The sequence below is a fragment of the Luteimicrobium xylanilyticum genome, assembly GCF_009429125.1.
GTDB classification, from domain to species: domain Bacteria; phylum Actinomycetota; class Actinomycetes; order Actinomycetales; family Cellulomonadaceae; genus Luteimicrobium; species Luteimicrobium xylanilyticum.
In genome coordinates this window covers 2,787,798-2,805,851 of record NZ_CP045529.1, presented here as the reverse complement: position 1 = coordinate 2,805,851, position 18,054 = coordinate 2,787,798, and the positions used below count along the sequence as shown (strand labels likewise).

General features: G+C 70.3%; 20 protein-coding genes. 18 read left to right on the top strand and 2 right to left on the bottom strand.

The window, feature by feature from the left end:
- Positions 1 to 13: 13 nt before the first annotated feature.
- The 15 genes from atpE to KDY119_RS12370 all read left to right on the top strand — a co-directional run bounded on the left by atpE (position 14) and on the right by KDY119_RS12370 (position 14,156).
- A complete protein-coding gene (gene atpE, locus KDY119_RS12440; protein WP_036946540.1) occupies positions 14 to 244 on the top strand; it encodes an ATP synthase F0 subunit C in 231 nt (76 codons plus the stop codon).
- On the top strand, positions 244 to 852 hold the full coding sequence (locus KDY119_RS12435; RefSeq protein ID WP_227994661.1) for a F0F1 ATP synthase subunit B: 609 nt from the start codon (positions 244 to 246) through the stop codon (positions 850 to 852). Before atpE ends, KDY119_RS12435 begins: the two co-directional genes overlap by 1 nt.
- Positions 849 to 1,697 carry a F0F1 ATP synthase subunit delta gene (locus KDY119_RS12430; protein ID WP_322619614.1) on the top strand — a complete coding sequence of 283 codons (849 nt, stop codon included), beginning with the start codon at positions 849 to 851 and terminating at the stop codon, positions 1,695 to 1,697. The genes KDY119_RS12435 and KDY119_RS12430 overlap by 4 nt, the downstream gene beginning before the upstream one ends.
- A 79-nt stretch (positions 1,698 to 1,776) precedes the next feature.
- Positions 1,777 to 3,405, top strand: a complete 1,629-nt coding sequence (atpA, locus tag KDY119_RS12425) for a F0F1 ATP synthase subunit alpha (protein ID WP_036946536.1) — start codon at positions 1,777 to 1,779, stop codon at positions 3,403 to 3,405.
- Between the two features lie 3 nt (positions 3,406 to 3,408).
- A complete protein-coding gene (locus KDY119_RS12420; RefSeq protein ID WP_036946533.1) occupies positions 3,409 to 4,305 on the top strand; it encodes a F0F1 ATP synthase subunit gamma in 897 nt (298 codons plus the stop codon).
- A 13-nt stretch (positions 4,306 to 4,318) separates the two neighbouring features.
- On the top strand, positions 4,319 to 5,800 hold the full coding sequence (atpD, locus tag KDY119_RS12415) for a F0F1 ATP synthase subunit beta (RefSeq protein WP_036946530.1): 1,482 nt from the start codon (positions 4,319 to 4,321) through the stop codon (positions 5,798 to 5,800).
- A gap of 33 nt (positions 5,801 to 5,833) precedes the next feature.
- Positions 5,834 to 6,118: a F0F1 ATP synthase subunit epsilon gene (locus KDY119_RS12410; protein ID WP_036946527.1), complete on the top strand. Its 285-nt coding sequence runs from the start codon at positions 5,834 to 5,836 to the stop codon at positions 6,116 to 6,118.
- A 12-nt stretch (positions 6,119 to 6,130) separates the two neighbouring features.
- Positions 6,131 to 6,550 (top strand): DUF2550 domain-containing protein, encoded by a 420-nt coding sequence (locus KDY119_RS12405; RefSeq protein ID WP_036946524.1) that lies wholly within the window; start codon positions 6,131 to 6,133, stop codon positions 6,548 to 6,550.
- Positions 6,551 to 6,621: 71 nt separating this feature from the next.
- On the top strand, positions 6,622 to 7,317 hold the full coding sequence (gene nucS, locus KDY119_RS12400) for an endonuclease NucS (protein WP_036946522.1): 696 nt from the start codon (positions 6,622 to 6,624) through the stop codon (positions 7,315 to 7,317).
- Positions 7,318 to 7,429: 112 nt separating this feature from the next.
- On the top strand, positions 7,430 to 8,719 hold the full coding sequence (locus tag KDY119_RS12395) for an N-acetylglucosamine-6-phosphate deacetylase (protein ID WP_153022379.1): 1,290 nt from the start codon (positions 7,430 to 7,432) through the stop codon (positions 8,717 to 8,719).
- Positions 8,720 to 9,308: 589 nt separating this feature from the next.
- The gene (nrdH, locus tag KDY119_RS12390; protein ID WP_036946519.1) at positions 9,309 to 9,551 is read left to right on the top strand and encodes a glutaredoxin-like protein NrdH; all 243 of its coding nucleotides are present in this window, start codon (positions 9,309 to 9,311) and stop codon (positions 9,549 to 9,551) included.
- Positions 9,552 to 9,614: 63 nt separating this feature from the next.
- Positions 9,615 to 10,046 (top strand): class Ib ribonucleoside-diphosphate reductase assembly flavoprotein NrdI, encoded by a 432-nt coding sequence (gene nrdI / locus KDY119_RS12385; protein WP_036946516.1) that lies wholly within the window; start codon positions 9,615 to 9,617, stop codon positions 10,044 to 10,046.
- Complete coding sequence (gene nrdE / locus KDY119_RS12380) at positions 10,043 to 12,205, top strand: class 1b ribonucleoside-diphosphate reductase subunit alpha (protein ID WP_085997968.1); 2,163 nt, start codon at positions 10,043 to 10,045, stop codon at positions 12,203 to 12,205. The genes nrdI and nrdE overlap by 4 nt, the downstream gene beginning before the upstream one ends.
- A 236-nt stretch (positions 12,206 to 12,441) precedes the next feature.
- A complete protein-coding gene (gene nrdF / locus KDY119_RS12375) occupies positions 12,442 to 13,422 on the top strand; it encodes a class 1b ribonucleoside-diphosphate reductase subunit beta (protein ID WP_036946513.1) in 981 nt (326 codons plus the stop codon).
- A 110-nt stretch (positions 13,423 to 13,532) separates the two neighbouring features.
- Positions 13,533 to 14,156, top strand: a complete 624-nt coding sequence (locus KDY119_RS12370) for a class I SAM-dependent methyltransferase (protein ID WP_051136163.1) — start codon at positions 13,533 to 13,535, stop codon at positions 14,154 to 14,156.
- Between the two features lie 6 nt (positions 14,157 to 14,162).
- Here KDY119_RS12370 and KDY119_RS12365 read toward each other — a convergent pair whose 3' ends face one another.
- Both KDY119_RS12365 and KDY119_RS12360 read right to left on the bottom strand, forming a co-directional pair.
- Entirely contained in the window at positions 14,163 to 14,657 is a 495-nt protein-coding gene (locus KDY119_RS12365) for a phosphoribosyltransferase (RefSeq protein ID WP_153022378.1), read from the bottom strand.
- A gap of 132 nt (positions 14,658 to 14,789) precedes the next feature.
- Positions 14,790 to 15,794 carry an FKBP-type peptidyl-prolyl cis-trans isomerase gene (locus KDY119_RS12360; RefSeq protein ID WP_051136162.1) on the bottom strand — a complete coding sequence of 335 codons (1,005 nt, stop codon included), beginning with the start codon at positions 15,792 to 15,794 and terminating at the stop codon, positions 14,790 to 14,792.
- A 125-nt stretch (positions 15,795 to 15,919) separates the two neighbouring features.
- Between KDY119_RS12360 and KDY119_RS12355 the strand changes: the two genes are divergently transcribed.
- From KDY119_RS12355 to KDY119_RS12345, 3 genes are all read left to right on the top strand, one after another.
- Complete coding sequence (locus KDY119_RS12355; protein WP_036946499.1) at positions 15,920 to 16,213, top strand: hypothetical protein; 294 nt, start codon at positions 15,920 to 15,922, stop codon at positions 16,211 to 16,213.
- A gap of 164 nt (positions 16,214 to 16,377) precedes the next feature.
- Entirely contained in the window at positions 16,378 to 17,091 is a 714-nt protein-coding gene (locus KDY119_RS12350) for an alpha/beta hydrolase (protein WP_051136393.1), read from the top strand.
- A complete protein-coding gene (locus KDY119_RS12345; protein ID WP_153022377.1) occupies positions 17,088 to 17,903 on the top strand; it encodes an alpha/beta fold hydrolase in 816 nt (271 codons plus the stop codon). Before KDY119_RS12350 ends, KDY119_RS12345 begins: the two co-directional genes overlap by 4 nt.
- The last annotated feature ends 151 nt before the right edge of the window (positions 17,904 to 18,054 follow it).

The following is an 18,054-nucleotide window of genomic DNA, read 5'->3' as shown; positions in this document are numbered from 1 at the left end:
GGAACCAGAACCAGTGGACACGACGACTCTCGCCGACGTCACCGGTAGCCTCTCGACGGTCGGGTACGGCCTCGCCGCGATCGGCCCGGGCATCGGCCTCGGCATCCTGTTCGGCAAGACGATCGAGGGCATGGCGCGCCAGCCCGAGATGGCCGGCCAGCTGCGTTCGTTCACCTTCATCGGCCTGGCGTTCATCGAGGTGCTCGCGCTCCTCGGCATCGTGACGCCGTTCTTCTTGAAGTGATCGGCGCGCACCTGTCCTCCGCCGCGAGCGGCCTCGCGCTCGCCGCCGAGGACTCCGGTTCCGACCAGAACCCGCTCCTGCCCGAGGCCTACGACATCATCTGGTCGCTGGTCATCGTGCTGGTGATCGGCTTCGTCTTCATCAAGTACGTCCTGCCGAAGTTCCAGGCCGTGCTCGACGAGCGTGCGGAGAAGATCCAGGGCGGCCTCGAGAAGGCCGAGAAGTCCCAGGAGGAGGCCGACGCGCTGCTGGCGCAGTACCACCAGCAGCTGCAGGAGGCCCGGACCGAGGCCGCGACCATCCGCGAGGAGGCGCGCGCCGAGGGTTCCGCCATCGTCGAGGACCTGCGCCGCAAGGCGTCCGCCGACGCCGAGCGCATCGCGGAGTCCGCCCAGCGGCAGATCGAGGCGGAGCGGCAGGCGGCGTCGGTGTCGCTGCGCAACGACGTCGGCCAGCTCGCCACCGAGCTCGCGTCGCGCATCGTGGGTGAGTCCCTCGCCGACAGCGCGCGCCAGTCCCGCGTGGTCGACCGCTTCCTCGACGACCTCGAGAGCGGCGCCGCCGCGGTCGAGGCCGAAGCAGCGACGACGGGTGGGGAAGCGCGATGACCACGGACGCGACGAGCACCACGAACGCCGTCATGCGCGGCGAGTCGGGCGCCTCGCTCGCGAGCGCCCAGGAGCGCTTCGAGCCTGTGCTCGTGGCTGCTGGCGCGGACGCGAAGCTGCTCGGCGAGCAGCTCTTCGCGCTGTCCGACGCGCTCGACGGGTCCGGGGGGCTGCGCCGCACGCTCACCGACCCGTCGCTCCCGGCCGAGGCCAAGGCCGCGGTGGTCCGTCAGCTCCTCGGTGCGTTCGACGACCGCGTCCGTGACCTCGCGGAGTCCCTCGTGGCTCTCCGCTGGGCGCAGGAGCCCGACCTCGGCCACGCCGTCGAGCACCTCGCCCTCGAGGGGGTGCTCGCGTCGGCCCAGGCCCGCGAGGCGCTCGTGACGGTCGAGGACGAGCTGTTCCGCATCACGCGGCTGCTCTCCGGGCAGCGCGAGCTGCGGACGGCACTCTCCGACCCGCAGGCGACCGTGGACAACCGGATCGCGCTCGTCGACAGGCTCTTCGAGGGCAAGGTCGACGACGTGACCCTGCTGCTCGCGCACCGGGCGACGACGAACCTGCGGCACCGCCGCTTCGTGCCGAACCTGCTGGCGTACTCGGACATCGCGGCCGAACGCCGCCGACGTCTCGTCGCCGGCGTCACGTCGGCGGTCGACCTCACGCCCGTGCAGCTCGACCGGCTCGCCGGGATCCTCGAGCGTGCGTATGGCCGCCCCGTCCAGCTCAACGTCACGGTCGACTCCGCGGTCCTCGGGGGACTGCGGGTCCAGGTCGGCGCCGACGTCATCGACTCGACCATGCTCTCGCGCCTCGCCGACGCCCGTCGGCGGCTCGTGAGCTGACCCGGGTGCCCACCGCCTCACGGCACCCCGACAGAACTCAGGCCGCGCAGCCCGTGCGGTCACGACAGGAGAAGAACCCATGGCTGAGCTGACGATCCGGCCCGACGAGATCCGGGCCGCGCTGGACAGCTTCGTGAAGTCCTACGAGCCCGACAACGCGGTCGCTGAAGAGGTCGGCCGTGTGACCCTCGCCGCGGACGGCATCGCGCAGGTCGAAGGCCTGCCCGGCGCCATGGCGAACGAGCTCCTGCGCTTCGAGGACGGGACCCTTGGTCTCGCGCTGAACCTCGACGTGCGTGAGATCGGTGTGGTCGTCCTCGGTGAGTTCACCGGTATCGAGGAGGGCCAGGAGGTCCGCCGGACCGGCGAGGTGCTCTCGGTCGCCGTCGGCGACGGCTACCTCGGTCGCGTGGTCGACCCGCTCGGCCAGCCGATCGACGGCCTCGGCGAGATCGCCACCGAGGGGCGCCGTGCGCTCGAGCTGCAGGCCCCCGGCGTCATGGACCGCAAGAGCGTCCACGAGCCGCTCCAGACGGGCCTCAAGGCGATCGACGCGATGATCCCGATCGGGCGCGGCCAGCGCCAGCTGATCATTGGCGACCGCCAGACCGGCAAGACGGCCATCGCGATCGACACGATCATCAACCAGAAGGCGAACTGGGACTCGGGCGACCCCGAGAAGCAGGTCCGCTGCATCTACGTCGCGATCGGCCAGAAGGGCTCGACCATCGCGTCGGTGCGTGGCGCCCTCGAGGAGGCCGGCGCGCTCGAGTACACGACGATCGTCGCGGCTCCCGCGTCCGACCCGGCGGGCTTCAAGTACCTGGCGCCCTACACCGGCTCGGCCATCGGCCAGCACTGGATGTACGGCGGCAAGCACGTCCTCATCGTGTTCGACGACCTGTCGAAGCAGGCCGAGGCCTACCGTGCGGTGTCGCTCCTGCTGCGCCGCCCGCCGGGCCGTGAGGCCTACCCGGGCGACGTCTTCTACCTGCACTCCCGCCTGCTCGAGCGTTGCGCGAAGCTCTCGGACGCGCTGGGCGCCGGCTCGATGACGGGCCTGCCGGTCATCGAGACCAAGGCGAACGACGTGTCGGCGTACATCCCGACGAACGTCATCTCGATCACCGACGGCCAGATCTTCCTCCAGTCGGACCTCTTCAACGCGGACCAGCGTCCCGCGGTCGACGTCGGCATCTCGGTGTCCCGTGTCGGTGGCTCGGCGCAGGTCAAGGCCATGAAGAAGGTCTCCGGCACGCTGAAGCTGGACCTGGCGCAGTACCGCTCGCTCGAGGCGTTCGCGATGTTCGCGTCCGACCTCGACGCGGCGTCGCGCGCGCAGCTCACCCGGGGCGCCCGCCTCACCGAGCTGCTCAAGCAGGGCCAGTACTCGCCGTACCCGGTCGAGGACCAGGTCGCGTCGATCTGGGCCGGCACCAAGGGCAAGCTCGACGACGTCCCGCTCGAGGACGTGCGTCGCTTCGAGTCCGAGCTGCTGGACTACCTGCGCCGCCACACCGAGGTGCTGAGCATCATCGGTGGGACGGGCAAGCTCGAGTCGGACACCGAGGAGTCTCTCGCGGCGGGCGTCGACGCGTTCCGCGAGACGTTCCTCAAGGGTGACGGCACGCCGCTCGTCGGCGACGCCGCCGAGGACGAGGTGCCCGAGGTCGAGCAGGAGCAGATCGTCCGCCAGAAGAGGGCGTGACCCGTGGCAGGCTCCCAGCGCGTCTACAAGGCGCGTATCAAGTCGACGCAGTCGCTCAAGAAGATCTTCCGGGCGATGGAGCTGATCGCGGCCTCGCGCATCGGCAAGGCGCGTGACCGGGTAGCGGACTCGACCCCGTACGCCCGGGCGATCACGCGCGCGGTGTCCGCGGTCGCGACCCACGCACGGGTCTCGCACCCGCTGACGACGGCGCGCACGGACACCGACGCGGTGGCCGTGCTGATCGTCACGTCCGACCGTGGCATGGCCGGCGCCTACGCGGCGTCGGCGATCCGCGAGACGGAGCGGCTGGTCGAGCACCTGCAGTCGCAGGGCAAGACGGTGCGGCTCTACGTCGCCGGTCGCCGCGCGGTCTCGTACTACGCGTTCCGCGGGCGTGAGCTCGCGGGCGAGTGGGTCGGCGGGTCCGACGCCCCGACGCCCGAGACGGCCGAGGAGATCGCCACCGAGCTCCTGCGCGCGTTCCGCGCGCCGGCCGACGAGGGCGGGGTCGGCGAGCTGCACGTCGTGTACACGCAGTTCGTCAACATGGTCACGCAGACGCCGCGCGTGATCCGGCTGCTGCCGCTCGAGGTCGTCGAGGAGGTCGTGCCGGCCCAGGAGGGCGAGATCCTCCCGGTGTACGACTTCGCGCCGTCGGCCGAGGCGGTGCTCGACGCGATCCTGCCGCGCTACGTGCGCACACGGATCTTCAACTGCCTGCTGCAGTCGGCGGCGTCGGAGCTCGCCGCGCGCCAGCGGGCGATGCACACCGCGACCGAGAACGCCGAGGACCTGATCCGCATGTACACGCGGCTCGCGAACCAGGCCCGCCAGGCAGACATCACCCAGGAGATCAGCGAGATCGTGTCGGGCGCCGACGCACTCGCTGCGTCGTGAGGAAGAGGACATCATGACCGCCACCACCGTGGAAGCCACGGCCCAGCACGCCAGCGGACCCGCCACGGGTCGCGTCGCGCGCGTGATCGGCCCCGTCGTCGACATCGAGTTCCCCGTCGACGCGATCCCCGACATCTACAACGCGCTCACGGTCGAGATCGACCTGTCCTCGCAGGGGGAGGGCGAGAAGGCGTTCACGCTGAAGCTCGAGGTCGCCCAGCACCTGGGCGACTCCCTCGTGCGCGCGATCGCCCTCAAGCCGACCGACGGCCTGGTGCGCGGCGCCGTCGTGACCGACACCGGGGCGCCGATCTCGGTGCCCGTCGGCGACGTCACCAAGGGGCACGTCTTCGACGTGACCGGCGAGGTGCTGAACGCGGAGCCCGGCGAGAAGATCGAGGTCACCGAGCGCTGGCCGATCCACCGCAAGCCCCCGGCCTTCGACCAGCTCGAGTCCAAGACCACCATGTTCGAGACGGGCATCAAGGTCATCGACCTCCTGACCCCGTACGTGCAGGGCGGGAAGATCGGCCTCTTCGGTGGTGCGGGCGTCGGCAAGACCGTCCTCATCCAGGAGATGATCTACCGCGTCGCCAACAACCACAACGGTGTGTCGGTGTTCGCGGGCGTCGGTGAGCGCACCCGTGAGGGCAACGACCTCATCGACGAGATGACCGACTCGGGCGTCATCAAGCAGACGGCCCTCGTGTTCGGCCAGATGGACGAGCCGCCGGGCACGCGTCTGCGGGTCGCCCTGTCCGCGCTGACGATGGCGGAGTACTTCCGCGACGTGCAGAAGCAGGACGTGCTGCTGTTCATCGACAACATCTTCCGCTTCACGCAGGCGGGTTCCGAGGTCTCGACGCTGCTCGGCCGCATGCCGTCCGCGGTGGGCTACCAGCCGAACCTCGCCGACGAGATGGGCGTCCTCCAGGAGCGCATCACCTCCACGCGCGGTCACTCGATCACGTCGCTGCAGGCGATCTACGTGCCGGCCGACGACTACACCGACCCGGCCCCGGCGACGACGTTCGCGCACCTCGACGCGACCACGGAGCTCAGCCGTGAGATCGCCTCGCGCGGTCTGTACCCCGCGGTGGACCCGCTGGCCTCGACCAGCCGCATCCTCGACCCGCGCTACGTGGGCAAGGACCACTACGAGGTCGCGACGCAGGTCAAGTCGATCCTGCAGCGCAACAAGGAGCTCCAGGACATCATCGCGATCCTCGGTGTGGACGAGCTCTCGGAGGAGGACAAGACGATCGTCGCGCGTGCGCGTCGCATCCAGCAGTTCCTCTCGCAGAACACGTACATGGCGGAGCAGTTCACCAACGTGCCCGGCTCGACCGTCCCGCTCTCGGAGACCGTCGAGGCCTTCCAGAAGATCGCGGCCGGCGAGTTCGACCACATCGCGGAGCAGGCCTTCTTCAACATCGGTGGCCTCGAGGACCTCGAGCGCAACTGGGCCCGCATCCAGAAGGAGTACGGCGTCTGACGCCGTCCGGACCGCATCGACCAAGGAGCAGCAGTGGCAGAGCTTGACGTGGACCTCGTGACCACGGACCGCACGATCTGGGCCGGCAAGGCCCGGCTCGTGGTGGCGCCCGCGGCCGACGGCGAGATCGGCGTGCTCGCAGGGCACACGCCGCTCCTGTCGGTGCTCAAGCCGGGCACGATCCGGGTCCGCCTCGCCGAGGGCGGCTCGGTCGAGGCCGACATCGAGGGTGGCTTCATCTCGGTCGACTCCAACCGCCTCACGGCGGTCGTCGACGGCGCGACCCTGCGCACCGGTTCGGTAGCCGAGGCGCACTGAGGACCGCCTGACGTGACGCCCCTGGTCTGGATCCTGCTCGTGCTGCTCGTCGCAGCGTTCGCAGTGATCGGACTGGGGGCGTCTCGTCTGCGCACCCTCGCGGCCCGCACGGGCACGTTCGAGTGCGGCTTCCGCACGACGACGCGTCGCGGCAGTCACGTGTCGCTCGGGTTCGCCCAGTTCCGTGCGCAGCGCGTCGACTGGTGGCGGTGCTGGTCGCTGTTCCCACGACCGAAGCGGTCGTGGCGTCGCGACCGGCTGCGGGTGGTCTCGCGCGCGCTCGTCACGGGCGGTCCTCGGGGCGACGTGGTCGTCGTCCGGTGCGAGCACGAGGGCGTCGCGTTCGAGCTGACCATGGCCCCGGGCGCGTACGCGGGTCTCGCGGCGTGGCTCGAGGCGGCGCCGCCGTCCGTGCACGGCATGGTCGTCTAGGCTCGACGGCTGCGGGTCCTCCGTGCGCCAGGGCCGTCGAACCCCCACCGTCCTTCGGGAAGGATCTCTCCGTGCGTCTCGTCGTCGCCGACTGCTCGGCACGCTACAGCGGCCGGCTGGCCGCCCAGCTCCCGTTCGCGACCCGCCTGCTCGTGGTCAAGGCGGACGGCAGCGTGCTGCTCCACTCGGACGGCGGCTCGTACAAGCCGCTCAACTGGATGAGCCCGCCGTGCACCCTGCTGGTGCACGAGCCGTCCGAGGAGCAGGCCGATCAGGGCGTCACTCAGGTGTGGACGGTCCAGCACCACAAGTCGGACGACCGCCTGGAGATCGAGCTCCACGCGGTCCACCACGACTCCGCGCACGAGCTGGGCGTGGACCCCGGGCTGATCAAGGACGGCGTCGAGGCGCACCTGCAGGAGCTGCTGGCCGCGCAGATCGAGCTGCTGGGTTCGGGGTACACCCTGGTGCGCCGCGAGTACCCCACGGCGATCGGGCCCGTCGACATCCTCGCGCGCGATGCGCAGGGGGGTTCGGTGGCCGTCGAGCTCAAGCGGCGGGGCGACATCGACGGCGTCGAGCAGCTCACGCGGTACCTCGAGCTGCTCAACCGCGACCCGCTGCTGGCGCCGGTGCGGGGCGTGTTCGCCGCGCAGGAGATCAAGCCGCAGGCGCGCGTCCTCGCGACGGACCGCGGCATCCGGTGCCTCGTGCTGGACTACGACGCGATGCGCGGCGTCGACGACGTGGAGTCGCGCCTCTTCTGACCCCGTCCGCCGACGGTGACGTCCGCCGACGGTGACGCGCTGTGGTCGGCACCGGGGGTGGGCTTGCGGGCTCCGTTGTGAGGACCCCTGCCGAATGCGCGAGAATCGGACCATGACGTCCGATGCCGCCTCGTCCGTTTCCGTTCCCACCACCTCCTCCTCCACATCGGTCGCGGGGAGGCGCGCGTACCGCGGTCGGGTCGTCCTGCCGCACGACGTCCTCGACGACGGCGCAGTCGTCGTCGACGGCACGACCATCGTCTGGGTGGGGCGCGTCGCCGAAGCCGCCGCGGCGGGCCACGGCGAGGCCGTCGCGGCCGCCGGCGAGCCCCAGCCGGGCACGACGATCCTGCCGGGACTGGTCGACCTGCACGACCACGGCGGTGGCGGCGCGAGCTTCCCCGACGCGGGCGACGCCGACACCGCCCGCGTGGCCGTCCGAGAGCACCTCGCGCACGGGACGACGAGCCTCGTCGCCTCTCTCGTCACGGCCCCGCGCGACGTCCTCCTGGCGCGCACCGCGATGCTCGCCGACCTCGCGGACGCGGGGGAGATCGCCGGCATCCACCTCGAGGGCCCGTTCCTGTCGCGCGACCGCTGCGGCGCCCAGAACCCCGCGGACATGCTCGCGGGCGACCCGAAGCTGGTGCGCGCGATCGCGGACGCATCGCGCGGCCATCTCGTCACGATGACGGTCGCTCCCGAGATCGCGGGCGTCCAGGAGCCGGGTGGAGTGATCGAGACTCTCGTCGAGGTCGGCGCGATCCCTTCGCTGGGCCACACCGACGCGCACTGGAGCGTCACGGAGGGTGCGATCGCCGTCGGGTCGGCCGCGCTCGACGGCGCGGGCGCGACCGCGCGCTCAAGCCGCCTGACGGCCACGCACCTCTTCAACGGGATGCGTCCGCTCCATCACCGCGATCCGGGTCCGATCGCCGCCTGCCTGGAGGCGGCGAAGCGAGGCAAGGTCGTCGTCGAGCTCGTCGGCGACGGCACCCATCTCGATCCCGGGACCGTCGCGACGGTGTTCGAGCTCGTCGGGGCGGACGCGATCGCCCTCGTGACCGATGCCATGGCGGCGGCGGGGATGCCCGACGGCTCGTACCAGCTCGGCCCCATGGCCGTCGTCGTCGCGGGGGGCGTGGCACGCCTCGCGGACGGCTCCGCCGAGGGCGGCTCGATCGCGGGCGGCACGGCGCACCTGATCGACGTCGTGCGGCACACCGTGGCGGCGGGCATCCCCCTGCCGGACGCCGTCCGCGCGGCCTCGCTGACTCCCGCGGGCGTCCTCGGGCGGTCCGATGTGGGCGCCCTCGAGGCGGGCCGACGTGCCGACCTCGTCGTGACCGGCCCCGATCTGGCCGTGCGCTCCGTGGTGCGGGCGGGGGAGACCGTCGCCTGACGCGTGCCTGCCGCGCTGCGCAGGACACACGTCGGCGACACGCCGACGCGCGCGACACGCCGGTCGGCGAGAAGAATTTGAGACGCCTCCAAGGCTGTCGAAGGTCCGCTATGTCCGGATCTTCGGCAGCCTTGTCGCGTTCCTCCGAACCGGGCAGATCGACCGGAGCTCGGCGCTCCACAGCGTGTGGAACAACTTCCTGCACACCCTGTGGACGGTGCCGTCCGCGGCGCGGAGAGACGCCGATCGGGCGGTGGACAACGTGGTGTGTCAGTGGCTCCTGGGATCCTGGGAGAAGAGCCTGACGGGGTCTTCAGAGCCCGTGTCGGAAGGTGGTGAGCGATGTCGATGGGTGAAGTTCGACCACAGCATCTAGTGCCCGCGCGGCCGTCGACCCCTAGGTATAGTGTTCTGCACCGAGGGAGCATCACACTCCCGAACGAATGACACCGACGTAGTTCCACCGACGTCGTTCGAGGTCAGAGGGCCTCCCGGCCACCCCACGAGGGGCCGGGAAGCGACCCACCGCGAACGGTCGGCCGACCTCGCCACCACAGTCGGGCACCACGAAGACACGAAGGGGACAGCGATGAGCATCACGGTCTACAGCAAGCCGGCGTGCGTCCAGTGCGAGGCGACCAAGCGCGCGCTCGACAAGAAGGGCCTCGAGTACGACGTCGTGGACGTCACCGAGGACCCCGAGGCGCTGGCCCTCGTCCGTGAGCTCGGCTACCTCCAGGCGCCCGTCGTGGTCGCGGACGACACGCACTGGTCGGGCTTCCGCCCGGACCAGATCACCGCGCTCGCCGCGAAGGTCGCCGCGCTCGCCTGACGCGCACCGCTCGCCCGAGCGGCACCGCACCACCCGATCCACCGCCGTCGCAGGGAGGACACCGTGGGTGACCTCGTCTACTTCTCCAGCGTCTCGGAGAACACGCACCGCTTCGTCCAGAAGCTGCGGCTCGCCGACCTGGGGATGGACGTCCGACGGATTCCTACGCGGCCGACCGAGGGCTTCCTGCAGGTGGACGAGCCCTACGTGCTCCTCGTCCCGACGTACGGCGGGGGGAACGAGGGCGGCGCGGTGCCGCGGCAGGTCGTGAAGTTCCTCAACGACCCGCACAACCGTTCCCTCATCCGCGGCGTCGTCGCGGCCGGGAACACCAACTTCGGCGAGGCGTACTGCATCGCCGGCGACATCATCTCCGCGAAGTGCCAGGTCCCGTACCTGTATGCCTTCGAACTGCTTGGGACAGCCGAGGACGTCACACGCGTCCGCGACGGATTGGGGCGATTTTGGCAACGACAGCAGCAGATCCCGGCGTGAGCACCAGCCTCGCCACCGCCCCGGGCGAGGTCTCGGCCCCCGGTCTCGTGGAGCTCGACTACCACGCGCTCAACGCGATGCTGAACCTCTACGGCACGGACGGGAAGATCCAGTTCGACCGTGACCGTCAGGCCGCGCGGCAGTACTTCCTGCAGCACGTCAACCAGAACACGGTCTTCTTCCACGACCTCGACGAGAAGCTCGACTACCTCGTCGACAACGACTACTACGAGTCCGAGGTCCTCGAGAAGTACTCGCGCGAGTTCGTGAAGCAGCTCTTCGAGCTCGCCTACTCGAAGAAGTTCCGCTTCGACACGTTCCTCGGTGCGTTCAAGTACTACACGAGCTACACGCTCAAGACCTTCGACGGGAAGCGCTACCTCGAGCGCTTCGAGGACCGCGTGTGCATGGTCGCGCTGAGCCTCGCCGCCGGCGACGAGCAGCTCGCCACCGAGATCGTCGAGGAGGTCATCTCGGGCCGGTTCCAGCCCGCGACCCCGACGTTCCTCAACGCGGGCAAGAAGCAGCGCGGCGAGCCGGTGTCCTGCTTCCTGCTCCGCATCGAGGACAACATGGAGTCCATCGCGCGCGGCATCAACTCCGCGCTGCAGCTCTCCAAGCGCGGGGGCGGGGTGGCGCTCCTGCTCAGCAACGTCCGCGAGCACGGCGCGCCGATCAAGAAGATCGAGAACCAGTCGTCGGGCGTCATCCCCGTGATGAAGCTCCTCGAGGACTCCTTCTCCTACGCGAACCAGCTCGGCGCGCGCCAGGGCGCGGGTGCCGTGTACCTGCACGCGCACCACCCCGACATCATGCGGTTCCTCGACACCAAGCGGGAGAACGCGGACGAGAAGATCCGCATCAAGACGCTCTCGCTCGGCGTCGTCATCCCCGACATCACGTTCGAGCTCGCCCGGAAGAACGAGGACATGTACCTCTTCTCGCCGTACGACGTCGAGCGGATCTACGGCAAGCCGTTCGCCGACATCTCGGTCACCGAGAAGTACGGCGAGATGGTCGACGACCCGCGCATCAAGAAGACGAAGATCAACGCGCGCCAGTTCTTCCAGACGCTCGCCGAGCTGCAGTTCGAGTCCGGGTACCCGTACATCATGTTCGAGGACACGGTGAACAAGGCCAACCCCAACGAGGGCAAGGTCACCCACTCGAACCTGTGCTCGGAGATCCTCCAGGTCTCGACGCCGTCGACGTTCAACGACGACCTGTCCTACGCGCACACCGGCCGCGACATCTCGTGCAACCTCGGGTCGCTGAACATCGCGAAGACGATGGACTCGCCGGACCTCGCGAAGACCGTCGAGACCGCGATCCGCGCGCTCACCGCCGTCGCCGACCAGACCGCGATCGACTCGGTGCCGTCGGTGCGTCGCGCCAACGACCTCGGGCACGCGATCGGCCTCGGGCAGATGAACCTCCACGGCTACCTCGCCCGGGAGCGCGTCCACTACGGGTCCGAGGAGGGCGTCGACTTCACGAACATCTACTTCTACACGGTCGCGTTCCACGCGATCGCGGCGTCGAACAAGCTCGCGATCGAGCGCGGCCAGAAGTACTACAACTTCGAGAAGTCGACCTACGCGAGCGGCGCGTACTTCGACAAGTACACCGACCAGGTCTGGGAGCCGGCGACGCCGCGCGTCGCCGAGATCTTCGCCGAGGCGGGCGTCCGCATCCCCACCCAGGACGACTGGCGCGCGCTCAAGGCCTCCGTCATGGAGCACGGTCTGTACAACCAGAACCTCCAGGCCGTTCCCCCGACCGGGTCGATCTCGTACATCAACAACTCGACGTCGTCGATCCACCCGGTGCCCTCGAAGATCGAGATCCGCAAGGAGGGCAAGCTCGGGCGCGTGTACTACCCGGCGCCCTACCTCACGAACGACAACCTCGAGTACTACGAGGACGCGTACGAGATCGGCTACGAGAAGATCATCGACACCTACGCGGCGGCGACGCAGCACGTCGACCAGGGCCTGTCGCTGACGCTGTTCTTCAAGGACACCGCGACTACGCGCGACGTCAACCGGGCGCAGATCTACGCCTGGAAGAAGGGCATCAAGACGCTCTACTACATCCGGGTCCGCCAGATGGCGCTCGAGGGAACCGAGGTGGACGGTTGCGTCAGCTGCATGCTCTGAGCAACTAAATCAAGGCTCGCTGAGTCCGCGGTGCCGCGGGGAACGATGTGCCCGACCTTCCATCCGGCCGCTCGTTCCTCGCGGCCTCCCGCCAGACCCGCCACGACCGGGCACATCGTCCCCCGCGTCGACGCTCGCCCGTCCGGTCACCTTCGTGTGCACGACGACGTAGCACAGGTCCGCAGATCGTCAGCCACCTCGGTTCCCCGAGGGGCAGAAGAAAGAAGAAGTCGAAGATGTCACCTTCCGGGAAGCTCAAGCTCATCGATCGCGTCACCGCGATCAACTGGAACCGGCTCGAGGACGACAAGGACCTCGAGGTCTGGGAGCGGTTGACCGGGAACTTCTGGCTGCCCGAGAAGGTGCCGGTCTCGAACGACATCCAGAGCTGGCACAGTCTCACGCCGCAGGAGCAGGAGCTCACGACGCGCGTGTTCACCGGCCTGACGCTGCTCGACACGATCCAGGGGACCGTGGGTGCCGTCAGCCTCATCCCGGACGCGCTCACGCCGCACGAGGAGGCCGTCTACACGAACATCGCGTTCATGGAGTCGGTGCACGCGAAGTCGTACTCGTCGATCTTCTCGACGCTGATCTCGACGCAGGAGATCGACGAGGCGTTCCGCTGGTCCGAGGAGAACCCGAACCTCCAGCGCAAGGCCGAGATCGTCCTCGAGTACTACCGGGGCGACTCGCCGCTCAAGCGCAAGGTCGCCTCGACGCTGCTCGAGTCGTTCCTCTTCTACTCGGGCTTCTACCTGCCGATGCACTGGTCGAGCCGCGCCAAGCTCACCAACACGGCCGACCTCATCCGCCTCATCATCCGCGACGAGGCCGTGCACGGGTACTACATCGGCTACAAGTACCAGAAGGGCCTCGAGCGCCTCACCGAGGCCGAGCGCGACGAGCTCAAGGCCTACACGTTCGAGCTCCTGTTCGAGCTCTACGAGAACGAGGTCCAGTACACCGAGGACCTCTACGACGGCGTCGGGCTCACCGAGGACGTCAAGAAGTTCCTGCGCTACAACGCCAACAAGGCGCTCATGAATCTGGGCTACGAGGCGCTGTTCCCCAAGGACGAGACCGACGTCAACCCGGCGATCCTCGCCGCCCTCAGCCCCAACGCCGACGAGAACCACGACTTCTTCTCCGGCTCAGGCTCCTCGTACGTCATCGGCAAGGCCGTGGCCACCGAGGACGAGGACTGGGAGTTCTGACACCCTCGCACTCCCCGGAGGGGCGGCGCGCCGCGAAGCCCGCCCCTCCGGCCGGGCCGACGCGGCTGCCCGACACGCCTCACGCCGGCACGGCAGCGGCCTACGACACCGTGGCGGAGGCCTACGCGCGGGTGCTCCCGGACGCGTCGTTCGAGGCGTCGATCGACCTCGCGATGATCGACCGCTTCCTCGACGAGGTCGGGTCCGGGGCATGCGTGCTGGACGCCGGCTGCGGGACCGGACGGATGTTCTCGTACCTGGTCGCGCGCGACCCGGCCCTGAGGATCGCGGGGGCCGACGCCTCGGAGGGGATGCTCGCGCAGGCGCGCGTCGCCCACCCCGACGTGCCACTCGTCGTCGCCGACCTCGGGTCCCTGCCATACGAGGACGAGGAGCTCGACGGGATTCTCGCCTGGTACTCGATCATCCACACGACTCCGAGCGAGCTCGTTGGAGTGCTCGCGGAGCTCGGCAGGGTGCTCCGCCCGGGCGGCGCGCTGCTGGTCGGCCACCAGGCGGGCGGCGGACAGCGACGGGAGAGCCGGCGCGCGTACGGGCACGACGTCGAGCTCTGGTCCTACCTCCACGACCCGTCCGCGGTGTGTGACGCCCTGACGGCCGCTGGCTTCGTCGTCGACACCCGCCTCGAGCGGGCACCGCGCCCGTCCGAGCGGCACTCCCAGGCGTTCGAGCTCGCGACGCGGCCCCGAGCGGTTGCCGTTCCGCCCGCCTGACGTCGCTCAGAAGACCGTGCGGTCCTCCGTCACCGGGGGGAGCGCGGACCACGGGAACGTGATCCACAGGTCGGTGTCGCGCCACGAGTACTCGGGCTTCACGATCGAGCGCGGCTTCGTGTAGAGCACCGCGGACCGCACGTCCGCGCCGTGCCCCGTCAGCATGTCGAGGACGAGCCGGAGCGTGCGCCCGGAGTCGGCCACGTCGTCGACGACGAGCACGCGCTTGCCGCCCAGGTCGTCGACGTCCATGAGCGGGGGGAGCACGCGCGGGTCGTCGAGGGTGCGACCGATGTCCGTGTAGAACTCGACGTTGAGCGTGCCGACGCCCTTCGAGCCGAGCGCGTAGGCGAGCGAGCCGCCGGGGACGAGACCGCCGCGGGCGACCGCGACGACGACGTCGGGCAGCCACCCGCTGTCGACCACCTGGAGGGCGAGCTCGCGCGAGGCGCGGCCGAACAGGTCCCAGGTGAGGACCTCTCGCTCGTAGGACACCGTCATGCCGTCGACCCTATCGGGACCGGCGGCGTGCTCCGGACCACCGCCGATCGCCCCCGCGTCGCGCTGCGTGCAGAGAAGACGACGGCGCCGCCCCCACGGGGGGAGCGGCGCCGTCGGTTGGTCAGCCTGCGATCAGGAGGCCGACTCTGCGTCGAGGATGTCGACCACGAACACGAGCGTCGAGTTCTTCGGAATGCTTCCCGACGCCTGGTCGCCGTAGCCGAGCGACGGCGGGATCACGAGCAGCACCTGGGAGCCGACCGTCTTGCCGGCGAGGCCCTTGCCCCAGCCTTCGACGACCTGGCTCAGGCTGAACGTCGCGGGGGTGCCACGGTCCCAGCTCGAGTCGAACTTCGTCCCGTCGAGCAGGAGGCCGGTGTACTGGACCGTCACGCTGTCCGTCGCCTTGACCTTGGCGCCCTTGCCCTTGATGAGCGTCTCGCTCACGAGCTTCGACGGCTTCTTGTAGCCCTTGGGGATCGTCACCGTCGGCTCGCCGGTCTTCGAGTCGAGCTTGACCGTCGGCAGGCCCGCCTTCGGCGTCACGGCAGTGCCCTCCGCGCGGAGCGGGATGGTCTTCGCGGACTCGACGTCGAGGCTGTAGACGTACGTGACCGTCTTGCCCTCGGAGTCCTGCGACGGGGCCGCGTAGACGATCCGCGTGCCGACCTTCTGGCCCTTGAGCGCCGCGGCGAGCTGCGGGACGATGCTCGACTCGCTGAAGTACATGGACTGCGGGCTGCTCGAGTAGGTGTCGCCGAGCGCGGTGCCGTCCGAGCCCTGGACGGCGATGCTGTCGATCGACAGCATCTCGCCTTCCTTGATCTCCTGACCGGTGCCCGCCTTGTCCACGCGCGCGACTGCCCCGGTGACGGTGAAGTTCTTGGGGACCGTGACGGTCGGCTTCTTGCCGACGTCGCCCTTGACGGTGACCTTCTTGAGCGCGGCCACGTCGGCGGCGCTCGAGGTCGCGGCGGCGGTCGCGCCGGACGTGGACGCGGCGGTGGAGGTGCCGGACGACTTCGACGACGAGCCGTCGTCGCTCGAGCAGCCGGCCAGGGCGAGCGACCCGGCGAGCGCGACGACGGCGGCGAGGCCGGTCACGCTCCGGGCGCGGAGCACGGTGCGGTTCTTCACGAGGGGATGATCCTTCGGGTCGTGGACGCGGCCGTTCCGGCTGCGAGGCTCGGGCCACCTTAGCGGCCCAGTCTGTGAGGTCCCTGGCCGCGAACCGGGCACAGGGCGTCTGCCAGAATCGGTGGGTGCCCACCTCCCGTCGCTCGCGCCGGCACCAGCCCGGCCATCGTCCGCTCGACGAGACGCGTGCCCGCGGGGGTGCGCGCGTCGAGAACGGGCCCGACGGCGAGTGGACCGTGCGCACGGTCCGGTCGGGCGAGAAGAGCTACACGTGCCCCGGCTGCCGGCAGACGATCCCACCGGGCGTCGAGCACGTGGTGGCCTGGGCGAACGACGGGATGTTCGGCTCCGACGCCGCCCTCGACGCACGACGCCACTGGCACTCCTCCTGCTGGGCGGCACGGCTGCGCAGGCGGTAGGAGGCCCGCGCCGGTCTCCTGCGGCCCGGCCGGGAGCGCCGTCGTCGGTAGGCTCGGAGACGATGACCAGCACCGAACCCAGCAAGGCCGAACCCAGCAAGGCCGAACCGATCAAGGCCGAACCGATCAAGGCCGAACCGATCAAGGCTGAAGCGATCAAGGCCATGACCGTCCTGCCCGCGCGCCGCGAGGACGTCGAGCTGCACACCGCCGACGGCCTGACGCTCGTCGGCGAGCTCGCCGTTCCGGTCGAGCGGGACCCTGCGGCGACGCTCGTGACGCTCCACCCGCTCCCCACGCACGGCGGCTTCATGGACTCGCACGTGTTCCGCAAGGCCGCCTGGCGGCTGCCCGCCCTCGCGGACCTCGCGGTCCTCCGGTTCAACACGCGCGGCACGTCGTCGCCGCGCGGCACCAGCGAGGGCGCGTTCGACGGCGGCGACGCCGAGCGGTTCGACGTCCAGGCCGCGCTCGAGTACGTCGAGTTCCACGACCTCCCGCACCCCTGGCTCGTCGGTTGGTCGTTCGGCACCGAGCTCGCGCTCAAGCACGGCGCCGACCCGGCCGTGGAGGGCGCCGTACTGCTCTCGCCGCCGCTGCATCGCGCCACCGACGCGGACCTCGACGCCTGGGCGGCCTTCGGGCGCCCGCTCGTGGTGATCGTGCCCGAGCACGACGACTACCTGCGCCCCGACGAGGCGCGCCGCCGGTTCGCGCGCGTCCCGCAGGCCGAGGTGATCGCCGTCGACGGCGGCAAGCACCTGTGGGTGGGGGAGAGCCAGGTGCGGCGGGTCCTCGACGAGATCGTCCGGCACGTCAACCCGGCGTGCCGTGTGCCGCTGCCGACCGAGTACGTCGCGAACGGAGCAGACCGATGACCGACCAGCACCCCGGCAACGCCCTCACCGCCGTGCTCCACGGGGGCGGCGCGGCGGACGACGGCGAGCTGCCCCTCGTGCTCGTGCACGGGTTCCCCGTCGACCACCGCATGTGGGACGAGACCGTCGACCAGCTCGAGGTCCCGGCGTTCTCCGTCGACCTCCCGGGATTCGGGGACGCACCGGACGTGGCGGGGGAGCCGTCCGTCGAGGCGTACGCCGACGCCGTCGCTGCCGCCCTGGACGCGCGGGGCGTCGGACGCGCAGTGGTCGCGGGCATGTCGATGGGCGGCTACGTCGCGCTGGCGCTCGCCGAGCGACGACCGGACCTGGTCGCCGGCCTCGCGCTCGTCGACACGAAGACCGTGGCCGACGCACCGGCTGCGCGCGACAACCGGCTCCGCATCGCGGCCGAGGCGGAGGAGAGCGGCACCGTCGACGCCGTCCGGGGGATGAGCGAGACCATGCTCGGCGAGACGTCCCGGCGCACCCGCCCTGACCTCGTCGCGACCGTCGCGGGCTGGATCGGCGAGCAGCGCCCCGCCACGGTCGCCTGGGCGCAGCGTGCGATGGCCGCCCGGCCGGACCGCACCGCCGTCCTCGAGGCCTACGAGGGTCCGGTGACCGTCGTCGTCGGGACCGAGGACGAGCTCACGCCCGTCGAGGACGCCGAGCACACGCTCGCGCACACCGACGCCGCGAGCGACGCGGCCCTCGTGCTGGCGCCCGAGGCCGGGCACCTGGCCGCGCTGGAGGCACCCGAGCACGTCGCGGGCGCCCTGGGACGGCTGCACCGCCGCGCGACCGCCTGATCCTGGGCGCTCAGGAGGCCCGGAGGGCGCGCTCGAGCGCCACGTCCAGGTCGACCGACTCGCCGTCCTTGCCACCGGCGCCGAGGACCAGCGGAGGGTCGCTCGGCGTCGGCGTCGTCCCCGCCAGGCGCGCCCGGAGGCTCCGGGGCGC